At 65.7% G+C, this 20862-nt stretch carries 18 protein-coding genes; 1 reads left to right on the top strand and 17 read right to left on the bottom strand.

Annotated elements, in window-relative coordinates; translation table 11 throughout:
• The first annotated feature begins 54 nt into the window (after positions 1–54).
• Positions 55–435: a helix-turn-helix domain-containing protein gene (locus GE073_RS05645; protein WP_153782987.1), complete on the top strand. Its 381-nt coding sequence runs from the start codon at positions 55–57 to the stop codon at positions 433–435.
• A gap of 110 nt (positions 436–545) precedes the next feature.
• Here the strand turns inward: GE073_RS05645 and GE073_RS05640 are convergent, their stop codons facing one another.
• The 17 genes from GE073_RS05640 to GE073_RS05560 all read right to left on the bottom strand — a co-directional run bounded on the left by GE073_RS05640 (position 546) and on the right by GE073_RS05560 (position 20862).
• A complete protein-coding gene (locus GE073_RS05640) occupies positions 546–1253 on the bottom strand; it encodes a hypothetical protein (protein ID WP_153782986.1) in 708 nt (235 codons plus the stop codon).
• 5 nt (positions 1254–1258) lie between these two features.
• A complete protein-coding gene (locus tag GE073_RS05635; protein WP_101808650.1) occupies positions 1259–1786 on the bottom strand; it encodes a hypothetical protein in 528 nt (175 codons plus the stop codon).
• Positions 1787–2171: 385 nt separating this feature from the next.
• Positions 2172–2831 (bottom strand): ThuA domain-containing protein, encoded by a 660-nt coding sequence (locus tag GE073_RS05630; RefSeq protein WP_153782985.1) that lies wholly within the window; start codon positions 2829–2831, stop codon positions 2172–2174.
• An 85-nt stretch (positions 2832–2916) separates the two neighbouring features.
• The gene (locus GE073_RS05625; RefSeq protein WP_194843285.1) at positions 2917–3642 is read right to left on the bottom strand and encodes an SDR family NAD(P)-dependent oxidoreductase; all 726 of its coding nucleotides are present in this window, start codon (positions 3640–3642) and stop codon (positions 2917–2919) included.
• A gap of 190 nt (positions 3643–3832) precedes the next feature.
• On the bottom strand, positions 3833–4651 hold the full coding sequence (locus tag GE073_RS05620) for an NAD-dependent epimerase/dehydratase family protein (protein ID WP_153782983.1): 819 nt from the start codon (positions 4649–4651) through the stop codon (positions 3833–3835).
• Between the two features lie 85 nt (positions 4652–4736).
• On the bottom strand, positions 4737–5771 hold the full coding sequence (locus tag GE073_RS05615) for a mannonate dehydratase (RefSeq protein WP_153782982.1): 1035 nt from the start codon (positions 5769–5771) through the stop codon (positions 4737–4739).
• Positions 5768–8272 (bottom strand): discoidin domain-containing protein, encoded by a 2505-nt coding sequence (locus GE073_RS05610; protein ID WP_153782981.1) that lies wholly within the window; start codon positions 8270–8272, stop codon positions 5768–5770. Before GE073_RS05610 ends, GE073_RS05615 begins: the two co-directional genes overlap by 4 nt.
• Positions 8269–9111, bottom strand: coding sequence for an alpha/beta hydrolase (locus GE073_RS05605; protein ID WP_153782980.1), 843 nt, complete (start codon positions 9109–9111; stop codon positions 8269–8271). The genes GE073_RS05610 and GE073_RS05605 overlap by 4 nt, the downstream gene beginning before the upstream one ends.
• A gap of 74 nt (positions 9112–9185) precedes the next feature.
• Complete coding sequence (locus GE073_RS05600) at positions 9186–10061, bottom strand: carbohydrate ABC transporter permease (RefSeq protein ID WP_101808645.1); 876 nt, start codon at positions 10059–10061, stop codon at positions 9186–9188.
• Between the two features lie 16 nt (positions 10062–10077).
• On the bottom strand, positions 10078–11034 hold the full coding sequence (locus GE073_RS05595) for an ABC transporter permease (RefSeq protein WP_228551300.1): 957 nt from the start codon (positions 11032–11034) through the stop codon (positions 10078–10080).
• A 24-nt stretch (positions 11035–11058) separates the two neighbouring features.
• Positions 11059–12702, bottom strand: coding sequence for a type 2 periplasmic-binding domain-containing protein (locus GE073_RS05590; RefSeq protein WP_101808644.1), 1644 nt, complete (start codon positions 12700–12702; stop codon positions 11059–11061).
• A gap of 1190 nt (positions 12703–13892) precedes the next feature.
• On the bottom strand, positions 13893–14450 hold the full coding sequence (locus GE073_RS05585; protein WP_153782979.1) for a hypothetical protein: 558 nt from the start codon (positions 14448–14450) through the stop codon (positions 13893–13895).
• A 108-nt stretch (positions 14451–14558) separates the two neighbouring features.
• Complete coding sequence (locus GE073_RS05580) at positions 14559–14888, bottom strand: GNAT family N-acetyltransferase (RefSeq protein ID WP_228551298.1); 330 nt, start codon at positions 14886–14888, stop codon at positions 14559–14561.
• 151 nt (positions 14889–15039) lie between these two features.
• A complete protein-coding gene (locus tag GE073_RS05575) occupies positions 15040–15798 on the bottom strand; it encodes a DeoR/GlpR family DNA-binding transcription regulator (protein ID WP_153782977.1) in 759 nt (252 codons plus the stop codon).
• 164 nt (positions 15799–15962) lie between these two features.
• Positions 15963–17465, bottom strand: a complete 1503-nt coding sequence (locus tag GE073_RS05570; protein ID WP_153782976.1) for a rhamnulokinase — start codon at positions 17463–17465, stop codon at positions 15963–15965.
• Entirely contained in the window at positions 17462–18736 is a 1275-nt protein-coding gene (gene rhaA, locus GE073_RS05565) for an L-rhamnose isomerase (RefSeq protein ID WP_153782975.1), read from the bottom strand. Before rhaA ends, GE073_RS05570 begins: the two co-directional genes overlap by 4 nt.
• A 29-nt stretch (positions 18737–18765) precedes the next feature.
• Positions 18766–20862 carry a bifunctional aldolase/short-chain dehydrogenase gene (locus GE073_RS05560; RefSeq protein WP_153782974.1) on the bottom strand — a complete coding sequence of 699 codons (2097 nt, stop codon included), beginning with the start codon at positions 20860–20862 and terminating at the stop codon, positions 18766–18768.

Genomic DNA, 20862 nt, shown 5'->3' with positions numbered 1-20862 from the left:
GTTGGCAGTCCCCTAGCCGAATCAGGTACACTAGCAGCAAAGAGGTGACAAGTCATGAAACAACATCGCTCTACATCCGGCGAGGTTAGGACCCAAGTAGTTCGAGAGTCGCTCGACGGCGTTCCCACGGCTGAGCTGGCCCGCAAGTACGCGGTTTCCCAAAGGTCGGTTCGCGCCTGGATGCGGGAGTATCAGGAGAAGGCTGCCCTTGCGAATAAATCGACAGCATCGACAGCATCGACAGGAGCTAGGCCCGACAACGCTCAGCGGCTGGCGGAGATGGAGGCGAAATACGAGCAAGTGCAGAAGCTTCTTGCGGAAAAGGAGCTCGAGTCGGAAATTCTGCGTGCCTTGATCAACACGAAAACGAATAGCCCTGCCTCGATGAACGACTCGAAGTCTCGAAATCATTCATCGGGCAGGGGAAATCGATAGCCCGCTTGCGCGGGCAGCATGAGCTGACGATCAGCAAGTAGAAGTTGCTTCGCTTCTGCCAAGAACTGATCTTGCTGAACTCTCGCAACAGAAAACCTGGCTATGCGCCGCTACGCCAAATTCGGACGAAGGCGATAGCGGCACACTTTTCCTCCGGCCGCAACAGACTCGAACAAGCCTTTTTCCGCCAACCGCTTCAAATGGATCGCCGCCGTCCGCCGATGGACGCCGATCGCTTCCGCAGCCTTGAACGGATAGATGTCTCCTCCATGAACGCGAGCGTAGCGCAGCAAAGCAGCATCGACTCGATTCATGCCTTCCCCTGCTCCATCCCCCTTGATGCCGACCGAGAAGTCCGAGCCGCTGCGGGCGATTTGCGCGATCAGATCCCGGACTTGATCCGGCTCCTCCTTCAGGGAGTCGTACGCGACGGTCAAGGTGCGGAACCCATGCGAGTGGAGAAACATTTCCCGCATCGCCTCTCTCCTGTAGCCGCTCCGGTCCATCTGCTGCACATGAGGGCCGAATCCTTTGACATCGATGTTGAAGCGCACGCCTTCGGCGAACCAGGCGAAGTCCAGATAACAGGCGGCTCCTCTCCAGTCCTTGACCTCATATTCGGGATGAAGATCGTCAAAGTGACCGAACAGCGGCCACCATACCGCTCGCAGGAAAAGGATCTCTCCGTGAGCATGTCCGCGCCTGAGCCGGTCCTTCCGCTCTCCCGTCCGGGCATCGACATGCCGCTGAAGCCACGCCGCATGCGCCGAATCGAAAGACTGCCCTCGCCGATGCCCGGCGTGACGGGAAAAATCCATGCGGCTCAACGCCGCCTCCAGCCTTGGGGCAATTCGATATAACGGTAGACTCTCCGCTCTGACGGGAACAAGCCGAACTTCCCTTGATCCGCCTTTTCCTTAAACGAAGCCATCAGCGAACGAATCTCCGCTGGATCTTCCACCAGCGCATCATAAGCGATCGGCAGCATCCGGTATCCGCAGATCGTCATGTAGGCGTTGAACATCATCTCCCGGTTGCGCTCCTCTTCCGTCTGCCTGGCATACGTCTCGAATTCCTTGACCGCAATATGGAAATATTGATTGCCCTGCAGCCAGGCGAAATCAAGAAAAACCGGCGCTCCCTTCTCGTCCTGGACTTCATATTGCGGATGCAGATCGTCCAATCGACCGAACACCGGCCACCAGATCTCTTTCAGGAAAAGCATATCCTTCTCTTTCTGCCCCTGCTCCAGCCGCCGCCTCCGCTCCTTCGTGCTGCTTCGCAGATGGCGCTGAATCCAAGCCAGGCGCGCTTCCTCGAATCGCTGCTCTTGCTCTTGCCGATCCTCCATGCTCGTACAGCCTCCTCTTGAAAAAATGGATGCAAAAAAGCCCTGTACCGCCTCCCTGCCAGCCGGACGGTCTCAGAATTACGAGAGCTGTCGCTGACAGAAAAGATGGAACAGGGCGTTCTTCGCCACGAAACCAATCGGTCGGCACTCTTACATCCGTGCCGCTACAAGCCTATTCTAGCCAAGCGGCCGTCTGCTGGCAAGCCCCTTCTTCCGCTCGACGCTGCGGCCTCGCGTAGCTTGATCTTGCCACGCCTTGCCACGCCTTGCCATGCCTTGCCACGCCTTGCCATGCCTTGCCATGCCCTGCCACGCCTTGCCACGCCTTGCCATGCCTTGCCACGCCTTGCCTTGTCATGCCATGCCATTTCTGCGCGAAAACTCCTCACAGCGCCCCAAGCGCCCACAGCCCGGCCTGGCGGACGAGCTTGCGGTACTCCGGATGCTGGAACGATTCGCGGCGATGGCCCGGCGACAGGTAGGCGACGCGTCCGAGACCAAACGCATGAGCCCAAGCAGCCGGCCAGCGGCTGCCTTCATGCTCGTACTCCAGCAGCACGGACGCCGTCGTTACGGTCGCTGGATCGAACCGGTAGGGCTCCTCTTCCATCCGGAAAGGCTCCACGCCGTCCAGCATCGGATGCGCGCAGCCCGCCTCGGTCGGCGAGTAGGCCAGCTCCGTCCAGTCCGGATGCCCGGTGAAAAAGCCCCCGATCAGCTTCGCGAGCTCCGGATCCGTCTGCAGGGAGATGCCGTTGTGCAGGACGAGCAGAGCTCCGCCCGCCTGTACGAACGACAGCAGCCCTTCGATCTCCTCCGGCTGCTTGCCGGTGCGCCAGTTGTCCGAGTAGGAAACGACGAGGCGATAAGGAGCCAGCGCCTCCGCGCGCAGCCGGCTGTAATCCTCCGTCGGCTCCAGCTCCAAGGCGCCGGCGAAAATCGTCTCCAGCTCCGGATAAGCCGCGTCCAGCGGATGATACGGCGCCCGCTCCCCTTTGTCTCCGATTACGAGCGCTCGCGGCAGATGTCCATGGGATGTTGTCATGGGATGATTCCTCCTTGGAAAAAAATGCGTCATCGTCCGATGACGGAACGCAGCGAAGCGGGAGGCCCCGCTCGCTGACGGCTCCCTACGTCCAGCTCATCTCCGCGCCGGTGTTGTCGATGAACGCCGGGTGATCCCGAGGCGTCCGATCCGCCCGATGCCCGTCGATGACGGTCGCGATGCCGGCGGCCGACTCTGCGGCCGTGTAGGTGCCCTCTTCGCTCAGCTTGCCGCTCATGTAGCTGCGCACCCAGCCGGGGTGGATGACGAGCACGCGGCCGCCGCGCGGCTTCAGCTCGTTGTGCAGGATGTTCGACTCGATGTTGAGCGCGGCCTTGGACATGCAGTAGCCGTACCAGCTTTCCCGCCACGTCTGATTGATCTGTCCCGCCTCGGACGAAATGTTCACGACCAGCTTGTCCTCGCCGGCGAGCAGCAGGCCGCTCAGCGCCTGCACGACCCGCAGCGGTCCGACCGCATTGACGGCGAACTGCCGGAACATCGCGTCATAGTCGATCTCGCCCAAGGCGCTTCCTTCCTTGTCGCCGACGACGCCGGCGTTGTTGACGATCAGCTCGAGACGGTCCGTCCGGCGCGCGACCTCCTCCGCTGCGGCGCGCACGCTGTCCCCGTCGGCGACGTCGATGGCGAGCGGCACGAGCCGCTCCTTCCATTCCTCCGGCACCGGCTGCGGCTCCTGCCACTCCGGCATGTAGCGGCCGGCGAACACCGTATAGCCGCGCTGCAGCAGCTCCAGCGCCAGCGCGTAGCCGACGCCGCGGTCGGCTCCTGTTACAAAGGCATGTTTCATGCCCTTCCCTCCTCTATCGGTTCTGTTGAAAAGGCGACGGACGCTCGGCATGATCCTTCAAGCCGAACGGCCTGAAGCCGCGCCTGTCAAAACGCAGCCCCTGCTTATGAATGCGCTTCCCTCTCATTCTACCTGCAGAAGCCTGCCGGCGCCAACGCCCGAATCGGGCAGCGCGCAGCCTGCCTCCCGCTCACCGCCAGCTCCGCGTCGGCTGCCAGCCGAGCAGCCTCTTCGCCTTGGCGTTGCTCGACCAGGCCGCATGCGGCGGGCCGGAGCGGGCGAACTCCAGCAGCGACGGGTAAAAGCGAGCGGCCAGCTGCTCGTTCGGCACGAGCGAGCAGGTGTCGTCCGCCGTCACGTTCACCGCCTCGAAGCCGAGGCCGTCCGCTTCCACCGCGAGCCGGCAGGCGGCGGCCGCGTCGCGCGAGTCGACGTGGCTCCACAGGAAGCGCTCCGCGCCTTCGTAGCGGCTCAGCCACTCGTATTCCTCGGGGAGCGGCACATGCCCGAACCGCAGCGCGACCGCCTGCATGCCCGTCCGCCGATGGAACATCGCCATCGCCTGCTCGCCGGCGATCTTGGACAAGCCGTAGCTTTCCTGCGGCAGCAGCGGATGCGACTCGTCGACCGGCGCATGCTGCGGGGCGAAGCGATGGCGGGCGAAGCACCAGCCGTAGATCGACTCGCTCGAAGCGGCGGCGACGCGAGAGATGCCGAGCCCGGCGGCCGCTTCCAGCACATGGTACGTCGACAGCGAGTTCAGGCGGAAAAGCTTCTCCGGCGACAGCTTGCCCGGCGCGTTGACGCCGGCCAGATGAAGGACGGCGTCCGCACCCTGGAGCGCGCCGTACACCTCTCCAAGATCGGTCAGGTCGGCGATCGCCGTCCGGCAGATCCGCTCCGCCGGCGCGGCGAGGTCGACGTTCACCGGCTCGTGGCCGTGCTCCAGCAGCTCGCGCAGCACGAAGCGTCCGATCCGTCCGCTGCCTCCGGTGACGGCGATCTTCATCGTCTCTCCTCCTTTTTCAGCCGGGCTGACGGACGGTTCCAGCAGAGAGGGAACGGGGCACAACCCCCTTGAGTCCAGCGCCGCTTCATCGCCCCGCCTCCTCGTCGAGCGCCCTCAGCATCGTCAGCGCCGCCCGCATGTAGCCGAGCGCATACGCCATGCCGGCATGCCACGGCGCCGCGCAGGCGACCGAAGGCGTATGGTCGGGAATGAGCACGCCGCCGAAGCCGCCGTCCCGCAGCAGCCGCAGCGCCTCCACCATGTCGATATCCCCCTCGTCGAGGAACACTTCGTCGTAATGCGGCACCTTGCCCCGCACGTTGCGGAAATGCACGTAGCCGATCTCGCCGGCATGCGCTCGGATCGTCTCGTACACGTCGCCGTCCGTCATCTCCGCCGTCGTCCCGAGGCACAGCTCCAGCCGGCTGTTCGGACTCGGCACGAGATCGAGCAGCCGCCGGTAATAGTCCGTCCGGTAGACGAGCCGCGCCGTGTCGCGGACGACCGGCAGCGGCGGATCGTCGGGATGCGCCGCGAGCACGACGCCCGCCTCCTCCGCCACCGGCACGAGCTCTTCGAGGAAGCGCCGCACGCGATCCCACAGCTCCGCCTCCGAGACCGGCGCGATGACGCCCGGACCGGCATCCGGATCATAGATGAAGTTCCATACCGAGCCGCTCGGCATCGGCGACTGCGGCGGATCGTGGAACACCGCCGTGCGCGCCCCTCCGCGCGCGGCTTCGACGTAGCTCAGCCCCCATACGCCGGCCAGGCTGAAGTTGTAGCCGAGCATGCGGATGCCCGCGCGGCCCGCGTCGCGCACGATCCGCTTCAGCCGGTCCATCTGCTGCGCTCGCTTCGGTCCGTCCAGCAGCACGTCATGCCAGTGCGCCGGGCAGAAGTTCTCGATCGCATGCAGCTCCACGCCCTCCGCGTTCATCTGCGCCTTGAGGCGCAGCATCGTATCGAGCGAGTACATCTCGTCGTGGCGCGCGAGATCGAGGACCGGCTCCGTATAGTCGGTCAGATGCGCGACGATGTCGGTGCAGCCCATCTGCCGGGCAAAACGGAAGTTGTCCCGCGTCAACGCGCGCTGGCCAAGTCCGAGTCCGAGCCTCATCGGCGGCCGCCTCCCTTCGGCGCGCCGGCCGCAGAGGCTGCGTCGGTCGAATCCGGCGCATCGGCCGGATCAGACGAATCGGACGCATCACGCGGATCGGACGCCTCGCGCGGACTGGCCGCAACGCCTCCGCCGCCTGCCCCGGCCTCTGCGGCCGGAACGTCCGCAGAGGCTGCGTCCGGGCCGTACACGGACAGCCTTCGCAGCTCCAGCCCGAGCGTGCCCGCAGGCCGGATGGCCGCGAGCCGGACATGAGCCGCTTCGATCGTCGGAAAGGCCAGCTCCTCCGCGCCTGCCCCGCCAGAAGCGCTCGTGTCGGACGCGAGATGATTCAGCCGCATGTTCGCCTCCTCACCGTTCCGCTCCAGCACGGCCGTCCAATTCGCGCCGTCCGCCGAGGCTTCGAGCCGGTAGCGGGACGGACAGCCCTCTCCCCACTCCAGCTTGACGCGCCCGATGCGGCGCAGGCCGTCCAGACGGACGGCGATCTCATGCTCGCCGCGGACGCGGGTCCGCCACGCCGTATGGCGCAGGCCGTCGACGGCGCATTCCGGCCCTGAGCCGCGATGATGCAGGCTGATGCTACCGCTTGCAGGACGGCCGCGCGCCAGGTCGCCTTCACCGGCGAATGGCTGGACGCCCCAGCTCAAGCCGAAGGCTTCCGGCCGCTGCGGCTCCCGCCCGGCTGCCGCCAAAGTCGTCTGCCGGCTTGCCGTCTGCCGACCGTGCGGACCGTCCTCCGGCATCGCCGTCGTGACGAACAGCACGCCCGGACCGTACAGCTCCAGCTCGATGCCGCGCGCCGCATCGGCGCCGGACAGCGTCAGCGCCGGCGCGGGATAGCCGTCCGCATCCGCCGAACGCTCCCGCTCGCTGCAGCGGTAGACGGCCAGGTCCGCGCCGCCGGACGCCTGCGGCAGCACGAGCCGCAGCGACTGCCGCCCCTGCCGGTGGCTGACGATGGCGGCGCTCCAACCGCGGCCGCCGCCGTCCAGCGGCACGAGCGCGGCGACGCCCCGGACGCCTGCCAAGACGGGCTCGCGCCAGCTGCCCGGCCCGGCTCCACCTGCGCCTTCGACGCCTCCGGCTCCCGGCTCGCCTACGCTCACGCTGCCGCTGCCCCCGGTCTCCGGCCCGGCTCCACCTGCGCCTCCGACGCCTCCGGCTCCCGGCTCCCCTACGCTCACGCCGCCGCTGCCTCCGGTCCCCGGCCCGGCTCCACCTGTGCCTTCGTCGTCCCACACCGAAGCCGCCACGATCCGGCTGCCGCGCGGGAACAGCCGCGACAGCAGCGCCATCGGATCGTACCACGGCCGCAGCGCGCGCTCCTGCGCGTCGCCGGACGAATTCCAGAACCCCCACGTCTTCCACTCGCCGGAGCTCCACGGATAGCCCTTGGCATGGTGCATGACGTCGTCGAGCATCCAGGCGATCAGCCCCGACTGGCCGCCGCGCATCGCCTGCAGCGCGAAGTCCGCCATGAGCACGCCGTACTCGAACGTCCGCACGCGCGGCTGCTGGTCATGCGCCTCGTTCTTGCCTTCGACAATGCCCGCCTCGGTCATCAGATACGGCTTCGCCGCGCCATCCGGATCGTTGCGGTCGATGAAGCGCCGCTTCTCGCGCACCTGCCGCTCCAGCCGGCCCGAGATCAGGTCGGCGTCCTGCACGTAGCGGTGGATGTCATAGGCGGACAGCAGGCCGCCGACGCCGTACACCGCAAGCTCGACCCACTCGTCCTCGTTGGACGAGTCCGGGCCGATCAGCCCGATCCGCCCCGCCAGGCCGCGCCGCTCCAGCACCTGCGCGAGCTGCAGCATCCCCCGCCGCCACAGCGCGAAGCGGTCGCCGTCCTCCGTCGCCCAGTCGCCGTTCGGCTCGTTGATGAAGTTGTACCAGCGCGCGCAGCGGTAGCCGCGCACGTCCAACAGCTGATGCAGGAACTCGCCGATCAGCTCCGCCCACGCCGGATCGTCGGAAGCCGTCAGCCCGAGCTCCGGGCTGCGGCTCCATTCGCCGACGATGGCGTCGATGCCGCGCCGCTCGCAGTGGTCGAGGATGCGCCACAGCCTCCGCATCATCGGCGTCTCCCAGTCGTAGACCGGCTCGCCGCGCCCGTCCCAGCCCGCCGTATAGGCATTGGCCCGCAGCATGACGCGCACGAGCGGCGTCCGCGTGAAGTCCACTCGCTCCAGCAGCGTCTCCCACTGCTCGTCCGTATGCTCGTACGTATCGCAGGGGTCCCACTCGAAGCCGATGCCGTCGAAATCACCCACGAGCACGTCGTCCGCATCGATGCGGACCGTCCAGGCGGCTGCCGCAGCGTCCAGCCTTCCGACGACTGGCGCCGCTTCGGCAACCAACCCGGAGTACTCCGCTCCGACGGCCGCCGGCCCTTCATGTCCGGCCGCTGTCTCCACGGCGGCTCGATCCAGCGCAGCGGCCATGCGCTCGCCGTCCAAGCCGCCAGCTCCATCCAGCCTTTCCTCTACCGCCTTCATCCTCCTTGCCCCTTTCCATCCGCTTCCCGTTGGTCCTCCGCCTCGCCGCCGCGCAGCGGCAGCCAGTCCAGCACGTCCCGGATCGCCGCGTCCCAGTAGCTCCATTCATGGCCGGCTCCCGGCGTCTCGACATAGGTCAGGCCGATGCGCCCCTCGAACTGCCGGCGGAAGTCCAGGTTCAGGCCATAGTTGAAGTCCGCCGTCCCGCAGCCCTGGTAGAAGCGCGGCAGCTCCGTGCCCGCCGCCAGATGCCCCTCCAGCACATGCGCCAGATCGTCGGGACTGCCGTCGTACGCCTCCGCCGAGCCGAACGTCAGCTTGGCCATGCGCAGCATCGCCTCGTTCGCGATCGGCGACTCGCCGGTCAGCCGCGTCCGCTGGCTGAGGCTGCCGGACAGGCTCGCCACGGCGGCGAACCGCTGCGGACAGCGGATGCCGAGCTTGAACGCGCCGTAGCCGCCCATCGACAGCCCGGCCGCGAACGTATCCTCGCGCCGGTCCGACAGCCGGAACATCGCCCCTGCGACGGCCGGCAGCTCCTCGCTCAGGAACGTGAAGTAGTCCAGTCCCTGCTTCTGATCGGAATAAAAGCTCAAGTGGACCGACGGCATGAGCACGGCGATGCCCTTCTCCTGCGCGTAGCGCTCGATCGAGCTGTAGCGCAGCCAGCTCATATGGTTGTCCGTCGCCCCGTGCAGCAGGTACAGCACCGGCCAAGGCGGCCCGCCTGCGGACGGCCCGGCCGCTCCGATCGCCGCCCCGCGCTGCGGGATGACGGCGGCGAGCGAGCTCGACAGGCTCAGCGTTTCCGAGAAAAATTCGACTTGCGCCAGCGGCATGGTTCATGAAGCTCCCTTCCGGATGAAAAATGAAAAGCAGCCCCCGGACGCCAAGATCCGGGAGCTGCTTCGCGTCAGCCTTTGACGGAGCCGATGAGGGCTCCTTTCACGAAATGCTTTTGCAGGAACGGATAGACGGCCAGGATCGGGGCGCTCGAGACGAGGATGGACGCCATTTTCACCGTGAACGGGTTGACCTGCTGCTGCACCGCCACCGAGATCCCCGCCTGGGAGATCGCCTGCGACGTGTTGCTGATGAGGTCCTTGAGCACCATCTGCAGCTGCCACATATCCTTCTCCGTCGCATACAGCACCGAGGAGAAGAAGTCGTTCCAGTAGCCGACCGCGATGAACAGGCCGACCGTCGCCAGCACCGGCTTGGACAGGGGCAGCACGATGCGGAAGAACACGGTCAGGTCGTTCGCGCCGTCGATCTTGGCCGCCTCCTCCAGCTCGTCGGGGATGCCCCGGAAAAAGCTGATCATGACGAAGATGTTCCACGCGCCGATCGCGCCGGGCAGGATGAACGCGCCGTAGCTGTCGATCAGGCCGAGCATCTTGACGAGCAGGTACGACGGCACGAGGCCGCCGCTGAACAGCATCGTGAACAGGATGAGCAGCGAGAACAGCTTGCCGCCGCGCAGCCTTTTCTTGGAGACGGCATACGCCATCCCCGCCGAGAGGAACGTGCCGATCAGCGTGCCGGCCACGGTCGTGATGATCGTCACCTTGAAGCCCGACAGGATCGAGACGTTCTGGAACACCGCCTGGTACGCCGTGATCGAGAAGCCGGCCGGCACGAGGAACAGCCCGCCGCTCGCCGTCAGGTCGGGGTCGCTGAACGACGCCATGATCATGTACCAGAACGGGTAGATCATGAGCGCCATCAGCAGGATGAAGAACAGGATGTTCGCTACATTAAAGACGCGTTCGCCACGGGACAATGCCATCTTGCCCTCGCCTCCCTTACCACAGGCCTTCCTGGCCGCTTTTTTTGACGATCGTGTTCACGGTCAGGATGAGCGTCATCGCGACCGCCGACTTGAACAGTCCCGCCGCCGTCGCATAGCTGTAGTTGGCTTCCTGGATGCCGACGCGGTAGACGTACGTGTCGATGATGTCGGCGACGTCGTAGACGAGCGGATTGTACAGCAGGAAGATCTGCTGGAAGCCGGCCTCGAGGATGTTCGCCAGGCTGAGGATGACGAGGATGAGGATGACCGGCCGGATCGCCGGCAGCGTCACATGCCAGGTCTGCTTCAGCTTGTTCGCGCCGTCGATGCGGGCCGCCTCGTACAGGTCGGCGCTCACGCCGGCGATCGCCGCCAGATAGATGATCGTGCCCCAGCCGACTTCCTTGTAGATGTCGCTGATGACGAGGATCGAGCGGAAGTACCGCACGTCCCCGAGGAAGTCGATCGGCATGACGCCGAACCGCTGCAGGATCAGGTTGACGAGGCCGTCGACCGGATTGAGGAACGTGATCAGGATGCCCGAGAAGATGACCCAGGAAATGAAGTGCGGCAAATAGACGACCGACTGCGCGAAGCGCTTGAACAGCTTGCTGCGCAGCTCGTTGAGCAGCAGCGCGAGGATGATCGGCAGCGTGAACGACGCGATCAGCTTGTAGACGCTGATGATGATCGTATTGCCGAGAATCTCCGTGAAGTCCGGCGAGTTGAACAGGCGGGTGAACTGGTCGAACCCGACCCATTCGCTGCCGGTGATGCCTTTGTAGATGTTGTACTCCTGGAACGCGATGATGACGCCGTACATGGGCATGTACTTGAACACCAGCACCAGAAGCAGGCCGGGCAGCAGCAGCAGGTACAGATAGCGGTCCCGCAAGATGTCCTTCAGCAGCGATCCGCGGGCCTCCCGCGTCCGCTTGCCGGCCATGACGGCCGGCTTCGTTGCAGCCATGTGGCGCTCCTCCTTCAGGCGGGCTTATTTGTACGGCGTGATGTTCTCCTCATACCACTTGTCGTACTCGACATGCTCGGCCTGCTGCTTCTCGAACAGCCCGGCCGCTTCCTCGTCGATCTTCTTGCCGCCGAGCTTCTCGTACTGGGCCGGCCACTTGTCGAACGCGTCGAGCGGCGTCTTGCCCGTGATGATGCCCCAGAACAGCTCGTCGCGCACCTTCTTGACGTCGGCGGAGTAGCGGTCCCACTCGGGACGGTCGATCGCCTTGAACACGACGATCTTGTCGCGCATCGGCTGGCTGGTGGCGATCTTTTCCTCGAACATCTTCGTCACTTCCGGCGTGTTCTTGATGTTGGCGGCGTCCTTGCGCTGGATGTACCAGCCGAAGTTGCCGAGACCGAGCTTGCTGCCTTCCTCCGGCTGGATCGTCGGCGTGAAGATGCCGCCATCCATCTTGTAGTGCTCGCCCTCGTTGCCGAACGTGATCGTCTTGAACACCTCCGGCGTCGCCATCGTGTTCAGCACCTGCACCGCGCTGTCGACGTCCGTCGCGTCCGTCACGACGAGGTAGCACCAGCCGATGCCCGGATCGGGCAGGTCGGAGCTGAAGCCGTCCGGTCCCTGGATCGGCGCGATCGAGATGTACTCGCCGTCCGGATTGAGCTTCTTGAAGCTGATGTTGACCGAGTTGCCCGGGTTGAAGTAGTCGACCCAGCGGTAGAATGAGCCGACCTTGCCGGAGGCGTAGATGTCGTTGACCTTGTTGTCGTCGTTGTTGGCGCTCGTCGTCATGCGCGGGTCCATGACGCCTTCCTTGTACAGCTCGCTGAGCAGCTTCAGCACGTCCTTGACCTTCGGATCGAGCGCGCCGAACTGGATCGAGCCGTCGGCGTTCTTGACGAAGTTCTCCACGTCGAGGCCGTTCGCGTAGAAGAACGGCGCCAGCGAGCGGTAGTAGTTGTCGCCGGAGATGCCGTACGTATCCTTCTTGCCGTTGCCGTCCGGATCGCCGTTCGCGAAGGCGCGGAGCACCTCGACGTACTCGTCGAGCGTCTTCGGCGCCTGCAGGCCGAGCTTGTCGAGCCAGTCCTTGCGGACGATCGTCGTCATGTAGCTCGCTTCCGGCACGTCGCCCGGGATGCGGAAGATCTTGCCGCTCTTGTCCCAGTGGTAGAACAGCGTGTCCTTGCGGTAGTAGTCGAGGATCTCCTTGCCGTATTTCTGGAGGGATGGGGTGACGTCCTGCGCGATGCCGGCATCGACCCACTTGGTGTACTCCTTGGTGTCGCCGGTCCACAGGATGCCCGGACGCGTGTCCTTGGCGCTCATGAGCAGGTTGATCTTCGTGTTCAGCTCCGACCAGTCGGGCAGGAAGATCGGCTGCACGTCGACCTTGCGGCCCATCGATTTTTCCAGCTCGCCCTCAAGCGCCTTCTCCGCCCAGGAGTCCGGCGTCTTCGGTCCGGCCATGAGCGCCATCTTGATGGTGAAAGGCTCCTTCGGAGCTTCGGCTTCGCCGCCGCTGCCAGCCGCGTTCTGCGCGTTGTTGTCCGTGCCGGCCGCCGCGCCTTCGTTGCCGTTGCCGTTTCCGTTGCCGCCGGAGCAGCCGGCCGCCAGCAGCGCCATCGCCATCGTCGCGCTGAGCAGCATCGTCGTCTTTTTCATTCTCCCAATCCCCCAATTGTGAAGTGGATGCGTCATGCAAGCGAGTCATTGATTACGCTTACAGGGAACGGTTTGATTATACGCCCGGCCTGCGGGATCTGTAAACAACAAAATTTAATTTTATTTAATTTGTTTCATTTTGTTTATTTAATGTCGAAGCTTGGTGGAAAAGGCGGATGCAGCTCAGCTGGACGGGTAGGTCGGGAGTTGGGGAAGGCTGGGTGATCGGATGGATGCGTGCCGAATTGGAGATGCGTTTCGTGGACTAATTTCACAATATGCGTGTTTGTTGAAGGATGTGGAAAAAGAGCGGAGCCTGGGCGATCAGCTGCTTGCAGCTGCGGGCGGAGCCTGGCGCGGGGCGCTGCAGCGGCGCGAGGGGCGGCATCTCCGCTACCGTTGCACGTACGCTCTACGCTCGTCGCGTTGCTCCATCCGGCCGCGCTCGGCGTCAGCTGGCTCCGCCTGCGTGAAAAAAGCATCCCGACCGCGTGCGGTCGGGATGCTTTTTGAGGCGCGCCTGGCGCGCGGGCTGCGCGCGTGGTGAAACCGCGCGTAGCGGGCGGCTTCGCGACGCCAGCGCGCCCTACGCGCGGAAAAACCGCGCGTAGCCAGCGGCTTCGCGGCGCCAGCGCGCCCTACGCGCGGAAAAACCGCGCGTTGCCGGCGGCTTCGCGACGCCAGCGCGCCCTACGCGCGGAAAAACCGCGCGTTGCCGGCGGCTTCGCGGCGCTAGCGCGCCCTACGCGCGGAAAAACCGCGCCTAGCCGGCGGCTTCGCGACGCCAGCGCGCCCTACGCGCGGAAAAACCGCGCGTAGCCGGCGGCTTCGCGGCGCCAGCGCGCCCTACGCGCGGAAAAACCGCGCCTAGCCGGCGGCTTCGCGACGCCAGCGCGCTCTACGCGCGGAAAAACCGCGCCTAGCCGGCGGCTTCGCGACGCAGGCGAGCCCTACGCGCGGAAAAACCGCGCGTAGCCGGCGGCTTCGCGACGCCAGCGCGCCCTACGCGCGGAAAAACCGCGCCTAGCCGGCGGCTTCGCGGCGCCAGCGCGCCCTACGCGCGGAAAAACCGCGCCTAGCCGGCGGCTTCGCGACGCAGGCGAGCCCTGCCCTACGCGCGGAAAAACCGCGCGTAGCCAGCCGCTTCGCTCGCCGGCGCGGACGTTTCCCTCTCGACGACTGGATGCCGCTTACGTTTTCGAAAGAATTTCCCAGAACGACTCCGCATTGAACTGGATAGCCGCTTCGCGAATCTTATTCAACTCATGGTGAGGAATTGTCGAGGTATTTCGGTTCATGTGCGTCATCCCGTCAAGAAATACCGTTGCGAATTCGTTGATCCGGGCTAAATAGATCTCCCGGTCCATCTCCGACCTTTCCAAGCCCGCCATCAGTTTGGATGCCTTCTCAAAGCCGAGCCGGATCTCTCGCCATGCCTCGTGATCGGATTCATCGATGGTCTCCATCTGAAGCGACAATTGGCCTAGGTTTGAAAAAGCAACGAAACAGGCAAGGAAACGATCATCGAGTTTCATTTTAGCCGAGGAAGGATTGCTTGCCTCGGGCAGAAACGAATCCAAGAAGGCAGCATTGCTCATCATGGAAGAAACCGCCGCTGCAGCGACATGATTCTTGATTTCCGCCAGCTCGGCGGATTTTCGATCCATTTCCCTCTCATGAAAAGCATAAAACAAGCCTGCTGCAATCAAAACCGCAGCTGCCATCACAAGCCACAGACGCTTTTTCATTCTTCCTCCTTGAATCTCGGTGTCTGTCTATTATAGCGGGAGGGAGGCGGAAAGCCGCTGGAAATGATCGGGCGTCGTCGAACGGGCATCACCGTCCAGCCAGTCAGCCTACTGTTCAATGACCGGACCGAGCCGATACTGGATGAGCCGGCCGTCCTTCCCGAGGTAAGCCTCCCGGCCGACACGACTGATTTCAACGAAGTCGAGCTTTTCCGGCATCGTTCTTGAACGGGCGTTTTCCTCGTTCGTCTCGGCGTTGAAAAGGGTGATTCCGTATTTCTCCCTGGCCAATTCTATCATCCTCCCGGCGGCCAAGAATCCGATCCCCTTCCCCCAAAGGCCGCTCTCCCCGATTGCAATTCCGAGTTCCGCTGCATTCGTCCGGATCTGGGCCAGGTCCGCATATCCGATCAGCCTCCCCTCGAACTCGATTGCCATGCGAACCTGCGAATCTAGCATTTCAGATTCCTCATTCCGATTCAGGATTCAGCATGCCGAATGACGGCAGTCCCGCGCCCTTCACGCCCCGTACAAAAAGGACCTCATTCCGCCTGAAAGGCACGAAATGAGGTCCTCGCCTGACCTACACCTACACCACCACGACCGCCACGCCGCTCTCCCGCAGCGCCTGAGCCGCTTCGGCCGTGATGCGGTCGTCCGTGACGAGCCGCCCGACCTGCTCCAGGCTGCCGAAGCGCGTGAACGACTGCAGGCCGATCTTGCTGGCGTCCGCCAGCAGCACGACCTCGTCGGCCATCCGCAGCATCTGCTGCTTGACCCGCGCCTGCAGCTCGTTCGACTCGCTGAGGCCGCGCTCGACATGCAGCCCCTTGCACGAAAGGAACGCCTTGTCGACGTGATACTCCTCCAGCGAGCGCTCGGCCGACGGGCCGACGAAGCTGAGCGAGGCGCGCGACAGCTGCCCGCCGGTGCAGATGACCTGGATCTGCTCCTTGGCCGCCAGCTCCACCGCCACGCGCGCGGAGTTGGTCAGCACGGTCAGCGGCATGTCCGGTAGCTCCCGCGCCATGTACCACGCCGTCGAGCTGGCATCCAGCAGGATGCGCTCGCGCGGGCGCACCTGCCGTGCCGCCTCCGCCGCGATCCGCCGCTTCTGCGCGGCGAACGTCACCTCGCGCTCCGCGAACGGCGTCTCCGGCTGGGCGTCGCGGACGCTCACCGCGCCTCCGTGCGAGCGGCGCAGCCGCCCCTCCTGCTCCAGCCGGTCCAGGTCGCGGCGGATCGTCTCCTCCGTAACCCGGCACAGCTCGCTCAGCTCGGTGACGCGGATGCTGCCGCGCTCGTTGACCAGCTGCACGATCTGCTCGTAGCGCTCTGCCGCCAGCATGCTTCCTTCCTCCTCGCGGCCGCCGCGGGCATTATTGCATACGGCGGTCCTTCATTTCGTCCAACGCGTCCCTCACGCCCAGATACAGTCCTTCATTTCATCCTGTTCATGAGCCGCCCCGCGTTCCTTACTCCGAGCGGCGGCCTTTGATCTAGTCTTGGGCGTTACCCCGAGCGGCGGCCCTTCCTCTTGTCCTTGAGCGCCTGCAGGCGTCCGTACGCTTCCGCCATCCGCTCGCCCGAGCCGGGCGCCGGCTCGTACGTCTCGACGCCGAACGAATCGCCGATGACGCGCCGCGCCTCGGACAGGCCGGACAGCTCGCCCGCCGAGATCCACTGCACGGCGAGATTGCCGATCGCGCTGCCCTCCGCCGGTCCCGCCCACACAGGGCGGCCGATGCTGTCCGCCGTCCACTGGCAGAGCAGCCGGTTCCGGATGCCGCCGCCGACCATATGGAGCCCGGAGAACGAGCGTCCGCTCACGAGCTCCGTCTGCTTCAACACATACCGGTATTGTAAAGCCAAGCTTTCCAGAATACAACGGGCATGCCCGGCATAGCCTTGCGGCTCCGGCTGGCCGCTCTCGCGGCACCACTGGCGGATGCGCGGCCCCATCGGGCCGGCAGGCAGGAACAGCGGATCGTCCGGGTCGATGAGCGGCCCGCCCGCAGGCAGCGCCCCCGCTCCGGCCAGCAGCTCCTCGTAGCCTGGACAATGGCCCTCACGCTGCCATTCGCGGCGCAGCTCCTCCAGGATCCATAGGCCCATGATGTTCTTCAGCAGCCGCCATGTGCCCGCCGCGCCGCCTTCGTTGGTGAAGTTGTACGCCAGCGCCTGCTCGCTCAGCACCGGCTCCGGCACCTCCGTGCCCATGAGCGACCAGGTGCCGCAGCTCAGGTAGGCGAAGCTCTCCTCGCGCGCAGGCACGGCGACGACGGCTGAGGCGGTGTCATGCTCCGCCGCGCACAGCACCTGCACCTGCGCGGACAGGCCGAGCTCGGCCTGCACGGCGGTAGTCAGCTCGCCCGCCGCGTCGCCCGGCTGGGCCAGCGGGGCGAACAGGCGCACCGGCACCCCGGCCGCCTTGAGCAGCTCGTTGTCCCACTGGCGCGCGGACGGATTCAGCAGTCCGGTCGTCGTGGCGTTCGTGAACTCCTGCTTCTTTTCGCCGGTGAGGAAGTAGCGCAGCAGGTCCGGAATCATGAGCAGCGTCTGCGCCTGCCGGAGCTGGGGCGAGCGCCGCTCGCCCATCGCCGCCAGCTGGTAGATCGTGTTGAAAGGCAGAAACTGCAAGCCGCTCCGCCGGAACAGCCACTCGTCGCCATAGCGCTCGCGCAGCCGCTCCATCATGCCTTCCGCATGGCGGTCGCGGTAGTGGAGCGGATTGCCGAGCAGCGTCCCGTCCCGGCCGAGCAGGCCGAAGTCGACCGCCCACGAGTCGATGGCGAGGCTCGCGGGAGGCGCTCCGCCCTCGCGGGCGGCCAGCCGCAGCCCCTGCTTGAGCTCATGCAGCAGCCGCAGGATGTCCCAGTACAGCCCGCCGCCGGCCTGCACCGGCTCGTTGGCGAAGCGATGCACCTCCGTCAGCTCCATGCGGCTGCCGCCCAGCCGTCCGAGCACTGCGCGGCCGCTGCCCGCTCCGAGATCGAAGGCGAGCCGCGTCGTCATACGCGGGCTGCCTCGCCGCGCGGCAGCTGCACCTCGCGCTCATACGCCTTGACGTCGTCCAGCCACGCCTCGCGGGCCGGCACGCCGCTGCGCTCGCAGTAGTAGTCCCACACCGCGCCGAACGGATACGACTTGAACTCCTCGGCCAGCGCCAGCCGCGTCGTGTAGTCGCCGTCCAGCTCCGCCTGCCGCAGCGCTTCCGCCGGCTCCAGCAGCGCCCGCAGAAGAGCTTTCAGCGTGCTGCGCGTGCCGATGACCCAAGCGGCGACGCGGTTGATGCTGCCGTCGAAGAAGTCGAGGCCGATAAACGTGCGCTCCAGCAGATCGCCGCGCACGAGCTCGCGGGCGATCTCCAGCAGCTCGTCGTCGAGGATGACGACATGGTCGCTGTCCCAGCGCATCGGGCGGCTCACATGCAGCAGGATGCCGCTCGCGAACAGCGACAGCGAGCTGAGCTTGTTCGAGATCGTTTCCGTCGGGTGGAAATGGCCGGAGTCGAGGCAGATCAGCTTGTCGTTCTGCAGCCCGTAGCCCATGTAGAACTCATGCGAGCCGACGACGTACGCCTCGGAGCCGAGCCCGAACAGCTTGCTCTCGACCGCGTCGAGATGATGCGCCGGGTCGAGCGGCTCGGCGAATACCTCGTCGAGCGCCTCCTTGAGCCGCCGGCGCGGAGCGAGCCGGTCGGCGGGCACATCCTTGTAGCCGTCCGGCACCCAGACGTTCGTGACGCATGGCTGGCCGAGCTGCTCGCCGAACGACGCGCCGATGCGGCGCGACGCCTGGCAGTGCTCGATCCAGAAGCGGCGCACGGCCTCGTCCGGATGGCTGAGCGTGAAGCCGTCGGCGGCTTTTGGATGCGAGAAGCAGGTCGGGTTGAAGTCCAGCCCGAGCCCCTGCTCCTTGGCCCAGTCGACCCAGCGCTGGAAGTGCTTCGGCTCCAGCTCGTTCAGGTCGACCGCCTCTTCGGTGTCGGCGTAGATCGCATGCAGGTTCACCTTGTGCTTGCCGGGGATGAGCGAGAACGCCCGCTCCAGGTCGGCGCGCAGCTCCTGCGGCGTGCGGGCGGCTCCGGGATAGGAGCCGGTGACGGAGATGCCGCCGGACAGCTCCTGCTCGCGGAACAGGAAGCCGCGCACGTCGTCCCCTTGCCAGCAATGGACGGACAGCTTGATGCGGGAGAGCCGCTCCAGCGCCTCGTCGGTATCGATGCCGTGGGCGGCGTATTGGGCGCGGGCGAGCTCGTAGCTCTGCTTTACGGTTGGATTCATCGGCGATTCAGCCTCCTTGTCGGGTTCGGTTATCGGGTAAAGGCGGCCGGCACGCCGCCGTCGACCGTCAGCATGCAGCCGGTCGTCTTCTCCGCGCGGGCGGAGGCGAAGAAGGCGATGCCCTCCGCGATGTCGCGCGGATAGATGTTGACGCGCAGCGTCGTCCGCTGGCGGTAATAGTCCTCCAGCTGGTCCGGCTCGATGCCGTAGGCGGCCGCGCGCTCCTCGCGCCAGGACGAGTTCCAGATCGCCGAGCCTTGCAGGATCGCGTCCGGCAGCACCGTGTTGACGCGGATGCCGAGCTCGCCTCCCTCGGCCGCGATGCAGCGGGCCAGATGGGCCTCCAGCGCCTTGGCCGCGCTGTAGGCGGAGGCGTTCTTGCCGGCGTAGACGGAGTTTTTGGAGCCGATGAACACCATGCTGCCGCCGCGCGCCTGCTCCTTCATCTGCCGGAACGCCTCGCGCGCCACGAGGAAGTAGCCGGTGCCGAGCACGTTCATGTTGAGGTTCCATTCCTTGAGCGTCGTCTCCTCGAACGGGCTGGACGTCGCCAGTCCGGCGTTGTTGACGAGGATGTCGACGCCGCCGTACGCGAGCGCCGTCTCGGCGAATGCCGCCGCGACCTGCTCCTCGCTCGTCACGTCCATCCGCACGGCGAGCGCGCGGCCTTCGCCGAAGCGGGCGTTGATGTCGTCCGCGACCTTCTGCGCGCCTTCGAGGTTGAGGTCGGCGAGCACGAGATGCGCGCCGCCCTCGGCCAGACGGCGTGCCGTCTCGCTGCCGATGCCGCCCGCGCCGCCGGTGATGAAGGCGATCTGGCGGGAAAATTCCGCTTCGGCCGGGGCGAGCGACAGCTTATACAGCTCCAGCGGCCAGTACTCGACGTTGTAGGATTCGTTTTCGCTCAGGGAGACGAACCGGCCGAGCGCCGTCGCGCCGCGCATGACCGCCACCGCCCGATGGTACAGCGCGCCGCTGACGCGGGCGCTGGCAAGGCTCTTGCCCGTATTCACCATGCCGACGCCCGGGATGAGGATGACGCGCGGCGCGGCCTCGAAGCGCCGGTCGCCTTCGTTCTTGTTTCGCTCGAAGTAGGCCTTATAGTTCTCCTTGTACGCCTCGATTCCCTGCCGGAGGGCGGCCTGAAGAGCCGCGATGCCCGCCTCCGAGCTGTCCGGCGTCCAGTCGGCGAGCAGCGGCACGACCTTCGTATGCACGAGATGGTCCGGGCAGGCGGCGCCGACCTGCGACAGCTGCGGCGCGTCCGCTCCGCCTGCGAAGGCGAGGATGTCGTCACCGTCGTCGAACGACAGCACCATGCGCTTCTCGTCGCTGACGAGGCCGCGGATGAGCGGCATGACGGCCGCGGCGACGCGGCGGCGGTCGGTCTCCGGCAGCGGCGCGGACTTCAGGCCGCCGAACAGGCGCGAGCCGTCGACGCGGGCTTCGATGAACGCCTCCGCCTCGGAGATGATGCGGATCGTCTGCTCGTAGCACGCCTCCTGCGTGTCGCCCCAGGTGACGAGGCCGTGCTTCTCCATGAGCACGAGCTCGGCGTTCGGGTTGGCGCGGACGCCGTCCGCGATCATCTTGGAGAGCGTGAAGCCGGGGCGGATGTACGGCACCCAGACGAAGCGCTCGCCGAAGATCTCGGCCGCCAGCTCGCGGCCGTTGTCCGCGCAGCAGAGCGAGATGATCGCGTCGGGATGCGTGTGGTCCACATGCTTGAACGGCAGGAAAGCATGCAGCAGCGTCTCGATCGACGCCCGCGGGTGGGACGCGTCGATCATGCAGTGGCCGAGGTAGGCGACCATCTCCTCGTCGCTCATCGCCTCGCGCTCGCGCAGCTCCAGCACGTCGTCGAGGCGCAGGCCGGTGAAGTTCCGGGCCGTCATCGACGCGAGGTCGGAGCCGCTGCCTTTGACGTACATGACGTCGATCTCGCGTCCGCGGAAGTCCTTCACCGTCGTTTTCGTCGACGTGTTGCCGCCGCCCCAGTTGCAGACGGAGCGGTCCGCCCCGATTCGGTTGGAGCGGTAGACGAGCCCCGCCAGTCCCTCGAGCGATCCGTTCTGCTCCTTTGCCGCTTTTTCCGCCGCTTCCTGATTCCACAAGCTTTGTACCAT

The sequence above is a fragment of the Paenibacillus sp. B01 genome (genome assembly GCF_009649995.1).
GTDB lineage: Bacteria > Bacillota > Bacilli > Paenibacillales > Paenibacillaceae > Paenibacillus_O > Paenibacillus_O pasadenensis.
The sequence above is the reverse complement of the archived record's forward strand: the minus strand, read 5'-3'. Positions and strand labels throughout refer to the sequence as shown.

Coding starts and splice junctions, on each gene's coding strand:
- GE073_RS05580 (WP_228551298.1), bottom strand. CDS start 14,888: ATGGCAATCGAGTTCGAGGGGAGGCTGATCGGATATGCGGACCTGGCC.
- GE073_RS05600 (WP_101808645.1), bottom strand. CDS start 10,061: ATGGCATTGTCCCGTGGCGAACGCGTCTTTAATGTAGCGAACATCCTG.
- GE073_RS05615 (WP_153782982.1), bottom strand. CDS start 5,771: ATGAGGCTCGGACTCGGACTTGGCCAGCGCGCGTTGACGCGGGACAAC.
- GE073_RS05575 (WP_153782977.1), bottom strand. CDS start 15,798: ATGCTGGCGGCAGAGCGCTACGAGCAGATCGTGCAGCTGGTCAACGAG.
- GE073_RS05570 (WP_153782976.1), bottom strand. CDS start 17,465: ATGACGACGCGGCTCGCCTTCGATCTCGGAGCGGGCAGCGGCCGCGCA.
- GE073_RS05645 (WP_153782987.1), top strand. CDS start 55: ATGAAACAACATCGCTCTACATCCGGCGAGGTTAGGACCCAAGTAGTT.
- GE073_RS05590 (WP_101808644.1), bottom strand. CDS start 12,702: ATGAAAAAGACGACGATGCTGCTCAGCGCGACGATGGCGATGGCGCTG.
- GE073_RS05585 (WP_153782979.1), bottom strand. CDS start 14,450: ATGAAAAAGCGTCTGTGGCTTGTGATGGCAGCTGCGGTTTTGATTGCA.
- GE073_RS05560 (WP_153782974.1), bottom strand. CDS start 20,862: ATGGTACAAAGCTTGTGGAATCAGGAAGCGGCGGAAAAAGCGGCAAAG.
- GE073_RS05635 (WP_101808650.1), bottom strand. CDS start 1,786: ATGGAGGATCGGCAAGAGCAAGAGCAGCGATTCGAGGAAGCGCGCCTG.
- GE073_RS05640 (WP_153782986.1), bottom strand. CDS start 1,253: ATGGATTTTTCCCGTCACGCCGGGCATCGGCGAGGGCAGTCTTTCGAT.
- rhaA (WP_153782975.1), bottom strand. CDS start 18,736: ATGAATCCAACCGTAAAGCAGAGCTACGAGCTCGCCCGCGCCCAATAC.
- GE073_RS05610 (WP_153782981.1), bottom strand. CDS start 8,272: ATGAAGGCGGTAGAGGAAAGGCTGGATGGAGCTGGCGGCTTGGACGGC.
- GE073_RS05630 (WP_153782985.1), bottom strand. CDS start 2,831: ATGACAACATCCCATGGACATCTGCCGCGAGCGCTCGTAATCGGAGAC.
- GE073_RS05620 (WP_153782983.1), bottom strand. CDS start 4,651: ATGAAGATCGCCGTCACCGGAGGCAGCGGACGGATCGGACGCTTCGTG.
- GE073_RS05595 (WP_228551300.1), bottom strand. CDS start 11,034: ATGGCTGCAACGAAGCCGGCCGTCATGGCCGGCAAGCGGACGCGGGAG.
- GE073_RS05625 (WP_194843285.1), bottom strand. CDS start 3,642: ATGAAACATGCCTTTGTAACAGGAGCCGACCGCGGCGTCGGCTACGCG.
- GE073_RS05605 (WP_153782980.1), bottom strand. CDS start 9,111: ATGCCGCTGGCGCAAGTCGAATTTTTCTCGGAAACGCTGAGCCTGTCG.